The organism is Microbacterium gawkjiense (assembly GCF_031932225.1).
Lineage (GTDB): Bacteria > Actinomycetota > Actinomycetes > Actinomycetales > Microbacteriaceae > Microbacterium > Microbacterium gawkjiense.
The window spans coordinates 1,456,027-1,467,983 of record NZ_JAUZVV010000001.1 but is presented as its reverse complement, the minus strand read 5'-3'; the positions used below and the strand labels follow the sequence as shown (position 1 = coordinate 1,467,983).

General features: G+C 71.6%; 9 protein-coding genes. 3 read left to right on the top strand and 6 right to left on the bottom strand.

The window, feature by feature from the left end; all coding sequences use genetic code 11:
* Nucleotides 1–8: 8 nt before the first annotated feature.
* Nucleotides 9–569 carry an acyl-CoA thioesterase gene (locus tag Q9S71_RS07130; protein WP_217528454.1) on the bottom strand — a complete coding sequence of 187 codons (561 nt, stop codon included), beginning with the start codon at nt 567–569 and terminating at the stop codon, nt 9–11.
* A 132-nt stretch (nt 570–701) separates the two neighbouring features.
* On the opposite strand from Q9S71_RS07130, the gene Q9S71_RS07125 reads away from it, so the two are divergent.
* On the top strand, nt 702–1,211 hold the full coding sequence (locus Q9S71_RS07125) for a GNAT family N-acetyltransferase (RefSeq protein ID WP_311861408.1): 510 nt from the start codon (nt 702–704) through the stop codon (nt 1,209–1,211).
* 196 nt (nt 1,212–1,407) lie between these two features.
* Here Q9S71_RS07125 and Q9S71_RS07120 read toward each other — a convergent pair whose 3' ends face one another.
* Genes Q9S71_RS07120 through Q9S71_RS07110 form a run of 3 tightly spaced genes read right to left on the bottom strand, consistent with a single transcriptional unit; the run spans nt 1,408 to nt 4,877 of the window.
* Entirely contained in the window at nt 1,408–3,087 is a 1,680-nt protein-coding gene (locus Q9S71_RS07120) for a cytochrome b/b6 domain-containing protein (protein WP_311861406.1), read from the bottom strand.
* Between the two features lie 6 nt (nt 3,088–3,093).
* Nucleotides 3,094–4,083 carry an electron transfer flavoprotein subunit alpha/FixB family protein gene (locus Q9S71_RS07115; protein ID WP_311861404.1) on the bottom strand — a complete coding sequence of 330 codons (990 nt, stop codon included), beginning with the start codon at nt 4,081–4,083 and terminating at the stop codon, nt 3,094–3,096.
* Between the two features lie 17 nt (nt 4,084–4,100).
* Entirely contained in the window at nt 4,101–4,877 is a 777-nt protein-coding gene (locus tag Q9S71_RS07110) for an electron transfer flavoprotein subunit beta/FixA family protein (RefSeq protein WP_311861402.1), read from the bottom strand.
* 393 nt (nt 4,878–5,270) lie between these two features.
* On the opposite strand from Q9S71_RS07110, the gene Q9S71_RS07105 reads away from it, so the two are divergent.
* Nucleotides 5,271–6,668, top strand: coding sequence for an HNH endonuclease (locus Q9S71_RS07105; RefSeq protein WP_311861721.1), 1,398 nt, complete (start codon nt 5,271–5,273; stop codon nt 6,666–6,668).
* 270 nt (nt 6,669–6,938) lie between these two features.
* Here Q9S71_RS07105 and Q9S71_RS07100 read toward each other — a convergent pair whose 3' ends face one another.
* Both Q9S71_RS07100 and Q9S71_RS07095 read right to left on the bottom strand, forming a co-directional pair.
* A complete protein-coding gene (locus Q9S71_RS07100; protein ID WP_311861401.1) occupies nt 6,939–7,343 on the bottom strand; it encodes a RidA family protein in 405 nt (134 codons plus the stop codon).
* Nucleotides 7,340–8,116 carry an enoyl-CoA hydratase-related protein gene (locus tag Q9S71_RS07095; protein ID WP_311861399.1) on the bottom strand — a complete coding sequence of 259 codons (777 nt, stop codon included), beginning with the start codon at nt 8,114–8,116 and terminating at the stop codon, nt 7,340–7,342. Before Q9S71_RS07095 ends, Q9S71_RS07100 begins: the two co-directional genes overlap by 4 nt.
* Nucleotides 8,117–8,259: 143 nt before the next feature.
* Between Q9S71_RS07095 and Q9S71_RS07090 the strand changes: the two genes are divergently transcribed.
* On the top strand, nt 8,260–11,949 hold the full coding sequence (locus Q9S71_RS07090; protein WP_311861397.1) for a choice-of-anchor I family protein: 3,690 nt from the start codon (nt 8,260–8,262) through the stop codon (nt 11,947–11,949).
* Nucleotides 11,950–11,957 lie beyond the last annotated feature (8 nt).

Sequence of the window (11,957 nt, the reverse complement as noted above, 5' to 3'; positions counted from 1 at the left end):
GGGACACGCTAGGGCCAGATACTGGGCGCCTCGGCACGGGTCGAGGGAAGAGCGGATGCCGCGGCCCAGTCGTGGATCCACTGCGGGATCTCCGGCAGGGTGTCGGGCCGGTGGAGCGCGTCGAACAGCTCCTCGAGCGGCACGATGCCGCCGGTCTTGCGGAGGAACCGGACACGCAGGACCATCTCGGCGTAGATCTCACCGTCGACGACGGCGCGGTGCATCTGGAAGACCGACTTGTCGTCGTGGCCGATGATCCGCGTCTCGACCGTGAAACGCTGCCACAGCTGCAGGGACTTGCGGAACGTGACCGTCTCGCTCGCGACGACGCCGTACCAGCCGCGCTCGTCCATCGTCTGCCAGATGCCGGTGCGGGTGAGCAGGTCGAACCGGCCGAGGTCGAACAGCGAGGCGTAGCGACCGTTGTTCATGTGGCCGAGCAGGTCGATGTCGGTCGGCAGGGTCCGCAGCCGGATCCGGCCCACCGCGTCGGGCGGGAGGGGCCCGCGGCGGCGGTACAGCACCCGCGCGCGCATCAGGGTCAGCAGGGTCCGCCACCATACGTTCACGAGCGGCGAGCCTAGTCATGGTCACGCGTACAGTGCGGCATCCGTTGTCGCTCTCCGACAGTCGACGGGCCGTGCGCGCGGGGGCGACCCTGTCGATTTCACGATCCGTCGGGCCGTGCGTAGAGTCTGGCCATGGACCCCGAACTCCAGACCGACATCGTCGTCCGTCCCGTTCGCGATGTGGATGCCGAAGCCCTCGGTCGCGTGCATGCGACGTGCTGGCACGAGACCTACGACCACCTCATCAGCAAGGCCGCGCTCGAGAACGTGTCGGCCCGCCGCCTCGCCGAGCTGTGGACGCACTGGGCCCAGCAGGGTCCCGATTTCCGCATGGTCGCCGCTCTCGTCGGCGGCGAGATCGTGGGATTCGCCGGCTCCGGCCCCGCCCGCGACCGCGACGCGCCCCGCAACCGCGAGCTCTACTTCATCTACCTGCTCGACGCGTGGCACGGCACCGGCATCGGCCAGCGCCTGTTCGACGCCGTCGTCCCGGAGGATGACACCGAGCTGTACCTGTGGGTCGCCGAGGACAACCCCCGCGCCCACCGTTTCTACACCCGCAACGGGTTCGCCCTCGACGGGGCGAGCCACACCGAACCCTTCCTCGGCGAGACGCTGACGGAGGTCCGCTTCGTGCGCTGACGCACGCTCGGAGACTCGACGGCGCGGCATCCCGTTTCGGATGCCGCGCCGTCGGCCGTTTCGGGGGGTGTGAGGGTCGGGGGCCGTGACGTCTGCACGATCGCCGGGGCTGGTGTGAACTCGCGCGCCGGTTCCTGGCCGCACGCGCACCTCGCGTCGTGCATCCGTCACCGGTGCTATGCCGCACGGCGCGAGCTCAGCGGCTCTTGACCTCGCCGAACAGGCGGGCCACCGGGGCGACGACGAGCGGGCGCATCGCGACGTAGGCCGCGACGATGACCGCGATCGACAGGGCGAAGAGCCAGAAGCCGGTCCAGTTGTCGGCGTAGGCTTCCGGATCGGTCGATCCTTGCGCCGCATACATGTGGTTCAGGTTGCGCAGCGCCCCGGTCGAGAGCACCAGCAGCACGTGGACGGCGATGAACCCGACGAAGTAGAGCATCGTCGGGAAGTGCAGCTTGCGGGCCCACTCGACGGGGTACACGCGGTTCAGCGTCGCCGCCTGCTTCGGCCACATCGCACTCATCCGGTATCCGGTGAGCGCGGCGACGGGTGCGGCGATGAAGATCGTCGTGAAGTAGGCGAGCTGCTGCAGCGCGTTGTAGTTGACCCACCCATTCTCGGTCGGCCAGTCGAGGGAGACGTACTGCAGGGCGGCGGACAGCGCGTTCGGGAACACCTCCCACGACGTCGGGATCACCCGCATCCACTGACCGGTCGCGAAGAGCAGGACGACGAAGATCAGGCCGTTGGCCAGCCACAGGATGTCGAGGGCCTGGTGCAGCCAGAGCGTGAGGCTCATGCGGCGCTTGCGGTCCTTCTTGGAGATCCACATGGCGGCCGGGCGCTTCTCTGAGCGGACCTGCAGGCCGGTGCGGATGATCAGCACCATGAAGAACGCGTTGAGGAAGTGCGACCAATTCAGCCAGGCGGGGAAGCCGACGGGCGCGCCCTCGGGCAGGTGGTACTCGCCGGGGTAGGTGGCGAGGAAGTCCTGCAGCGGCTCGAGGCTGAGGATCCAGCGCACCGCGAGCACCGCCATCGCCGCGGCGTAGAGGATCGCGCCTCCCCCGAGGACGACGACTCCCGCCCACTGCGCCTTCGTGAACGGACCGATGCGCGCGGGTTCCGGCCGGGGCGCGGGGCGGCGGGCGACGCCCGCGCGCGCGAGCGGGCGCTCGGCGAGCGGGGGGCGCGAGGCGTCGGGGGTGGCGGGGGTGACAGCGGCGGGAGCGGGGGATGCCGGGGCGGGGGGCGCCTCGGCCGGGGATGCCGGGGCAGGGGCGGATGCCGGGGCGGGGGGCGCCTCGGCGGTGTGGGTCGTCGGCTCGGCAGGACGCACGGGGGCCGTTCCGGCGGGCGGCCACGGGTCTCCCCCGGCGGCGCGCGGCAGGCCGCGTCGCATCGACCCGGCGGGGGCCGACTCTGACGATGCCAGAGCCTCGGCCGGTGCGTGCGGCTCGGGCGACGTCGCGGGTTCCGCGGTCTCGAGGGGTGCAGGCACGGCGCTCGCCGCGTCCGGCGCGATGGCAGGCACGACACCCGCAGCCGCGCTCGCGGCGGTGGGCGCGGCATCCGTCACGGGAGGCCAAGGATCGCCGCCCGCCTCGCGGGGAAGGCCCCGGCGGATGCGCGTCGGCCGTTCAGGGGACCCGACCTGTCGCGACACGTCCGCGGATGCGGCATCCGTCGTCCCGGGAACGGGCTCGACGGCGGGGGCGACGGGTTCCGGGGACGCGTCCGGTCGCGACATGACCTCGGCCGCGACATCTTGCGTCCCCGGAGCGTGCGCGACGGGGTCGCCGGCGGGCGGCCAGGGGTCGCCGCCGGAGACGCGCGGGAGCCCCCGACGCACGGAACGCGCGTATGTCGCCATCCGCTCCTACTTCTTCCCCGCCTCGAGCGCCGCGATCAGCTGCGGCACGACGGTGAACAGGTCCCCGACGACACCGAAGTCGGCGATGTCGAAGATCGGTGCGTCTCCATCTTTGTTCACCGCGACGATCGTCTTCGCCGTCTGCATGCCCGCCTTGTGCTGGATGGCGCCTGAGATGCCGAGAGCGACATACAGCTGCGGCGACACCGAGACACCGGTCTGGCCGACCTGGTACGAGTAGGGGACGTAGCCCGCGTCGACCGCGGCGCGCGAAGCTCCGACCGCTGCGCCGAGCACGTCGGCGAGCTGCTCGACGAGGGCGAACTGCTCCGCCGAGCCGAGGCCGCGTCCGCCCGAGACGACCTTCGCGGCGCCGCGCAGCTCGGGACGGCTCGAGACGGCGACCGCCTCGTCGAATCCGGTGATGGTCGCGGCGGGAGCGCCCGAGGCGGCGACCTCGAGGGGCGCGACGGCCGGCGCGTCGACCGCGGTCGCCCGGGCGTCGACGGATCCCTGGCGCAGGGTGACGACGAGCGGCCCGTAGGTCGCGGCGGCCGTCACGTTGTAGGCGCCGCCGTAGACCGAGTGGTGCGCGAGCACGCCCTCGTCGTCGCGCGAGACGCCGACGGCGTCGGCGCAGAGGGCGGCCGAGGTGCGCGCCGCGAGGCGGCCCGCGACATCCCGACCCTCGATCGAGTTCGACACGAGGATCGCGTCGGGCTGCACGAGAGCGGATGCCGCGGCCACCGCGTCGACGACGGGCACGGTCAGTGCCGTGTCGGCGCGGCCGAGGCCCGCCGTGAGTACTGTGGTCGCGCCGAGGGCGCCGGCTGCGGCAGCCAGGTCGCCGTGGCGGGACTCGTCGGCGACGATCACGGCGACGGGGGCGCCGATCGAGGCGGCGGCGCCGAGGAGTCCGGCCGCCGAGGCTGCGAGGTCGCCGGCGGGGGTCACGTCGAGCCAGACGAGGACGGAGTCGGGGGCGAAGTCGGTCACGATGGTCTCCTCGGTGCTCACGCCAGGCGGTTCTCGATGAGGAACGCCGCGAGCTTCTCGCCGGCATCCCCCTCGTCGATGATCTTCGTGCCTGCCTGGCGGGGCGGCTTCTGCGCGACGGCGGTCATGATCGACTGCGGAGCGGATGCCGGGTCGACGTCGACGTCGAGATCGGCGAGGGAGAGGGTCTCGAAGGGCTTCTTCTTCGCCGCCATGATGCCCTTGAAGTTGGCGAAGCGGGCGTCGGGGAGTGCCTCGGTGATCGAGATGACGGCGGGGAGCGCAGCGGTGACCGAGGCGGTGCCGAAGTCGGTGGCGCGGGTGCCGCTGACGCCGTCGGCGGAGATCTCGAGGGCCGAGAGGGCGGTCGCCTGGGGCACTCCGAGGTGCTCGGCGAGCATCGCCGGCAGGACGCCCCCGGAACCGTCGGTCGACAGGTTGCCGGTGATGACGAGGTCGAATCCGGTGCGGCGGAGCGCGGCGGCGAGGACCCGCGCGGTCACGCCGAGGTCGGCGCCGCGCAGGGCGTCGTCGGTGATCTGGACGGCGGAGTGAGCCCCCATCGCGAGACCCTTGCGAAGGGAGGCGGCCGCGGCATCCGATGCCATCGTCATCACGACGACCTCCGTGCCCTCGTTCGCCTCGGAGTAGGTCAGCGCAGCCTCGAGGGCGCGCTCGCCGATCTCGTCGAGGACGCGCTCGGACGCGTCGCGCGCGGCGAGCCCCGTCTCGAGGTCGAGCGTGCGATCACCCCAGGTGTCCGGCACTTCTTTCAGCAGGACGACGATCTTCATTGACTCCTCCTCGGCATCGTGTCGAGTCTACGGTCGGGGCCGGGGCGGATGCCGCGCGCGGGGCACGGTGCGGTGGGCGCGAGGGGGTGGGCGGGGGGCGGTGGGCGCGGGGCGCGGGGGTGGGCGCGGGGGCGCGAGGGCGCGGTGCGGCGGGATGGGCGCGGGGGCGCGGCGGGGTGGGCGCGGATTCGGAGATGTGCGTTGGATTCGGATCAGGTGCGAGGTGTCGATCCGAATCTGGCGACATTCTCCGATTCCGGTCGGGGCGAGGATCGGAGTCGGGTGGCGCCCTCGCCGCGGATGAGAGGACTCTCCTTTTCCGGGTGTGCATATCGTGTGTTCTGGGCCGGTTTTGCCGGGGTGGATGTCGGTGGCCAGTGGCAGAGTGCAGGTATGACGGATGCGGCGGAAACCCCCGGTGGCGAGGGCTATCTCGCCACCTTGGCGCGGGTCGTTGCGGACGTCGACTCCGCGGCCCGGCGGATCGCCGCCGCGCAGATCGAGGAGCTGCGTGCACTGGCCGCCGCCGGCCGTCTCGCCGAAGCCCAAACCGCGCAACGCAACGCGCGGGTCCAGGTCCACGACATGGCGTTGCGGTCGATCGCGGCCGAGGTCGGCGGGGTCATGCGGGTCACCGACCGGACCGTGCAACGCCGGATCGGTGAGGCGCGGACGTTGATCGAAGGGTTTCCCGCGACCGTCGAGGCATGGGAGCACGGGCGGATCGTTCGGGGCCACGCGATCGCGATCGTCGAGACCGGGACGAGTCTGCCAGCCGAGATGTGGACGGAGTTCGAACAGGTCGCGATCACCCGGTGTGAACGGGACACCCCGAACCGGGTGCGAGGCGAGCTCGAGATCCTCGCACACCGGATGCACCCGCGCTCGTTCGCGGAACGACACGAGGAGGCCACTGCTGGGCGGTGCGTGCGGATCGTGCCGGGACGGGACGGGATGTCCGACGTGATCGCGACGTTGCCGACGGTGGTTGCGGAGGGCATCCACGACCGGCTCACGCAGCAGGCAAGGGCGATCATCGACACCCGCGACGAACGGGCCGCCACGCATGGCGGCGCGGGTGCCGCGTTCGGGGACGCAGCCGCGACGCATGGCGACAGCGACAGCGACAGCGATGATGCCGCCTCCATCGTCGCCACTGACAACCGGTCCACCGATCAGGTCCGGGCCGACGTGTTCGCCGACCTCCTCCTCGCCGGCACTCCCGCGCTCGACGACACCCGCGACACCACCGCCGGCCCGCTCGGCGCGATCCGCGCCCGCGTGCAGGTGCTCGTTCCCGCCGCCACCCTCACCGGAGAAGACGACGGGCCCTGCGACCTCACCGGCCGGTCCCCCATTGACCCAGCGACCGCACGGACGCTCGCCGGCGGTACCCATATCTGGGAGCGTCTGTTCCACGACCCCACCACCGGGGTCGCCGTCTCAACCGACTCGTACCGGGTCCCGTCCGGGATGCGCCGGTTTCTGCAAGCCCGTGATCAGCACTGCCGTTTCCCAGGATGCCGCGTCGCCGCGATCCGGTGCGAGGTCGATCACACGCACGACCACGCCCTCGGCGGACGAACCGAACTCACCAACCTGGCGCACCTGTGCCAGCGGCATCACTCGATAAAGCAGTTCACCGCCTGGCGAGTGCGACAACTGGGGGGTGGCGTTCTCGAATGGACCTCACCCCTCGGCAGGACCTACCGCGAAGACGCACCCACCCCGGCCGTCGCCTTCACCCCTGCCGCACCACCACCCGCACCAGCGGAACCCGCACCCTTCTGACCCAGGGCCAGAGGCGCGACCTAGCACGCACGAGTCCCGATGAACGCGGGCGCATCTCGGTGGCAATCCATACGCCCGGCGCCGCCACGCGTGCTCCGACCCGCCCCACAAAGCGAGCCGGCCTCAACCCACAGGCCCCAACGCCCGATGCGTGTCCACCCCTCCTGACCGCGCACGTCGCGGCACCACGCCCAGCCGCTCTCGACATCGCCGGCGACCACCGCGACGATGTGCCGCGCGGGAACCCACCCCGACCGCGGCATCCGCCGATCAGCCGCGACGCACCGCGGCGACGACCTCGACCTCCACCAACTGGTCCTCGTAGCCCAGGGCGGCCACCCCCATCAGGGTGCTCGGCACGTCGTGCTCACCGAACGCCGCGCGCACGACCTCCCAGGCCGCGACCAGATCCCGCCGCTCCGACGACGCGACGAGGACCCGCGTCGAGGCGACGTCCGCGAGCCCGGCACCCGCAGCAACCAGCGCGACGAGCATGTTCTCGACACAGCGCCGCGCCTGCCCCGCCACATCCCCCACCGCGACCGTCGACCCGTCGTCCGCCAGCGGACAGGCCCCCGCGAGGAAGATCAGCTCCGCCCCCGGTTCCACCCGCGACGCGTACGCGTACGGCGCCGCCGCCAGCGCATCCGACCGCACGAGATGCACGGCGCTCATCGGTGGCCGAACTCCGGCGCCCGCTTCTCACGGAAGGCCGCCATGCCCTCCTTCTGGTCGGCGGTGTCGAACAGCCCGGCGAACGCCTGCCGCTCGAACCGCAACCCCTCCGCCAGCGTCGACTCGAGCGCGACGTCCAACGCGGCCGTCGCCGCGTACAGCGCCGGCAACGGCTTCGACGCGATCGTCTCGGCCGTCCGCTGCGCCTCCTCCCGCAGCTCCGCCGCGGGGACCACACGCGACACGAGCCCCGCACGATCGGCCTCCTCGGCGGTCAGCTGCCGCCCCGTCAGCACCAGCTCCGCCGCCTTGAACGACCCGATCGCCCGCACGAGACGCTGCGTGCCACCCAGCCCCGGGATCACACCCAGGTTGATCTCGGGCTGACCGAACCTCGCCGAATCCGCCGCGAGGATGATGTCGCACATCATCGCCAGCTCGCACCCACCACCCAGCGCGTAACCCGCCACCGCGGCGATCGTCGGCGTCCGCACCGCCGCGAACCGCGACCACTTGCCGAAGTGGTCGGCGAGCAGCATCTCGCTGCCGCTGAGCGCCTCCATTTCCTTGATGTCCGCTCCCGCCGCGAACGCCCGCTCACTGCCGGTCACGACGATGGCGCCGATCCCGGCATCCGCGTCGAACGCCTCCGCGGCATCCACCAGGTCGTGCATCACCTGCGCGTTCAGCGCGTTCAGCGCGTCGGGCCGGTTGAGGGTGATCCACCCGACGCGTCCGCGCGTCTCGGTGACGATGGTCTCGTAATCGGTCATGTCGACATGCTCGCAGACGGATGCCTCCACCCGCCCGACACGCTCCGTTCACCCATCGGCCACTCGGCGACACGCCCCGGACACCCGGCGCCGATAGGACGGAGGAGCGCACCTCGCGCAGCACCCCGACCACGAGGAATCCGATGCCTTCGCACGCCTTCCGCAGCACCGCTCGACGCGCCTTCGCGCTGGGCACCGTCACCGCCCTGACCTGCACACTCGCCGTCGCCGCCGCCACCTCGGCCACAGCGGCCGTCGTGCCCGACCCCGTCCGCACCTCCGCCGAGGGCGCCGCCCTCAGCCTCACCCCCGTCGGTTCGTACGAGACCGGCGTCTTCGACGCCTCGGCCGCCGAGATCGTCGCCGCCCACGGCGACCGCCTCTTCGTCGTCAACGCCGAGGCCGGCGTGGTCGACGTCCTCGACGCATCCGACCCCGCGCAGCCCACCAAGCTCTTCTCGATCACCTCCGACGGCGTCGCGAACTCCGTCGCGATCCGCGAGGACGGCCTCGGCGTCGTCGCCATCGAGGCGACTGACAAGACCGCGCCCGGTCACCTCGTCTTCTTCGACGCGGATGCCGCGACCGCCGACGCCGCTGTGCTCGGCACCGTGCAGGTCGGCTCCCTGCCCGACATGGTTACCATCTCGGCGGACGGCACCTACGCCGTGGTCGCCAACGAGGGCGAGCCCGCCGACGACTTCAGCAGCGACCCCGAAGGATCGGTCGGTGTCGTCGCGCTGCCCACCGGCAAGACCGCGCCCGACCAGAGCGCCGTCCGCATCGCCGACTTCCACGCCTTCGAGGCCGACGGCGCGCTGGACCCCGACGTCCGCGTGTTCGGTCCGACGCCGGAAGCCGACCTCCCCGTCAGCCGCAACCTCGAGCCCGAGTACCTCACCGTCGACGGCGGCACGGCCTACGCGACCCTGCAGGAGGCGAACGCGATCGCCACGATCGACCTCGCTTCGGCGACCGTCACCGACATCCACGCCCTCGGGTTCAAGGACCACAGCCTCGAAGCGAACGCCCTCGACCCCAGCGACCGCGACGACAGGGTCGACCTGCGCACCTACGAGGGACTCAAGGGCATCTACCAGCCCGACGCGATCGACTCCTACACGGCGGGCGGCACCACCTACCTCGTCACCGCCAACGAGGGCGACGCCCGCGAGTGGGGCGACTACGCCGAAGCGGCGCGCGTGAAGGACCTCGGCGACGACGGGCTCGCCCCCGTCTGCGACGACAGCCCGGCCGCGGCATCCCTCGGTGACGCCGACCTCGGCCGCCTCAACGTCACCATCGAGAACGGCCTCGACGAGGCGCGAGACTGCTATGAGGAGCTCTACGCATTCGGCGGCCGCTCCTTCTCGATCTGGAGCACGGACGGCGAGCTCGTCTGGGATTCCGGCTCGGGCTTCGAGGAGATCACCGCCGCCGCCGACCCGGCGTTCTTCAACTCGAACCACTCCGAGTCGAACCTCGAAGGCCGCAGCGACGACAAGGGTCCCGAGCCCGAGAGCGTCGTCATCGGTGAGCTGAGCGGGCGCACCTACGCGTTCATCGGCTTCGAGCGCGTCGGCGGCATCGCCGCGTACGACATCACCGACCCGGCATCCCCCGACTTCGTCACCTACGTCAACAACCGCGACTTCTCGCAGTCGGTCGAGGACGGCGGCGACCTCGAGACCGCGGGAGACCTCGGCCCCGAGAGCATCGCGTTCATCCCGGCGGACTCCTCGCCCACCGGCATCCCGATGCTGGCCGTCGGCAACGAGGTGTCGGGGACGACGACGCTGTTCGCGATCGAGGACGCCCTCGACCCGATCGACATCGACATCCTGACGATCAACGACTTCCACGGGCGCATCGAGGCGAACGGCGACGAGGTCGGCGCTGCCGTCCTCGCGGGTGCGGTCGACGCCGCCGAGGCCGAGAACCCGAACACGCTGTTCGTCTCCGCCGGCGACAACATCGGCGCCTCGACCTTCACGTCGTTCATCCAGGACGACGAGCCCACGATCGACGCGCTCGTCGCGGCGGGCCTCGACGTCTCGGCCGTCGGCAACCACGAGTTCGACCGCGGCTTCGCCGACCTCACCGACCGCGTCATCCCGCGTTACGGCAGCGACGAGCTCGCGCTCGGCGCGAACGTCTACGAGAAGGGGACGACGACCCCGGCGCTCCGCGAGTACAGCGTGAAGACCGTCGACGGCGTCCGCGTCGCGTTCATCGGCACGGTCACGACGGACACGGCCACGATGGTGAGCCCCGATGGCATCGCCGACATCGAGTTCGGCGACCAGCTCGCTGCGGCGAACCGCGTCGCGACGCGCATCGCCGACGAGGACCTCGCCGATGTCACCGTGCTGCTGACCCACTCGGGCACGGCGACCTCGGACGACTGCAGCGTCGTGGCATCCGACCCGTCCGACTTCGGGAAGCTGGTCCGCGGCGCCACCGACGAGATCGACGCGATCGTGTCCGCGCACACCCACCAGACCTATGCGTGCGAGGTCGCCGGGCCCGACGGCGAGACCCGACCCGTAATCCAGGCCGCGCAGTATGGCACCGCGATGGGCCGCCTGTCACTCGAGGTCGAGCGGTCCAGCAAGGAGCTCCTGTCGATCACCGGCACGACCGAGGTCCTCGCCGAGGGCGAGTACACCGCCGATCCCGAGGTCGCCGAGATCGTCGCCGACGCGACCACGTTCGCTGACGAGGAGGGTGCGACCGAGGTCGGTCGCATCAGCGGCGACATCCTCCGCGGCGGCACCGAGGGATCGGACCGCGGCGTCGAGTCCTCGCTCGGCAACGGGGTCGCGGACGTCTACCTCTGGGCCACGTCGAACGAGGACTACAGCGGCACGCCTGCGCAGATCGCCCTCATGAACCCGGGCGGCCTCCGCGCCGACCTGCTCTACGGCGAGGACGGTGTCGTCAGCTACCGCGAGGCGGCCGACGTGCAGCCGTTCGCGAACACCCTCGTGACGGTGCCGCTGACGGGCGCGCAGCTGAAGGCCGTCCTCGAGCAGCAGTGGAAGGCCGACGGCGAGCGCCCCAAGCTGCACCTGGGGGTCTCCGAGGGGTTCTCGTACGAGTACACCGAGGTCGCGCCGCTCCCCGGCGAGAGCGTCGGACGCGCCGGAGAGATCGTCTCGATGACGTACCGGGGTGAGGAGATCGAGCCCGATGACGTCGTCACGGTCGTGACCAACTCGTTCCTGGCCGTCGGCGGTGACGGCTTCTCGGCCTTCGCCGAGGGCACCACCCCCACCGATACCGGTCGGATCGACCTCGCGGCTACGGTCGATTACTTCGCCGCGCGCGACGTCGTCGACCCGGCGCCGCTCGGCCGCGCCGTGAAGGTGGCGCAGCCGACCGATCCCGGCGAGCCGACGGAACCGACCGAGCCCGGTGAACCCGGCGAGCCCGGTGAGGACACCCCGTGGGCGACCGTCACACTTAGCGCGACGACGGTCGAGCAGGGCGACTCGTTCCGCGTCGAGCTGACGGGGCTCACGCCGGGGCAGCGGGTCGGCGCGACGCTGTTCAGCGACCCGCTCGTGATCGACGGGATCCCCGCGGCGGATGCCGAGGGGCGCCTGGCGTTCACCGTCACTGTCCCGGGCGACTTCGCGACCGGTGCGCACACCCTCGTGCTGAGCACGGCGGGCGAGGACGACATCAGGGTCCCGATCACGGTCGTCCTCGCGGGGAGCCTCGCGAGCACGGGTGGCGACGCCGCTCCGCTCGTCGCGCTCCTCGGCGGAGCCGGCGTCCTGCTCGCACTGGGCGCCGTCCTGGTGGTCCGCCGCCGGCAGCGGGCCTGACCCCCAGT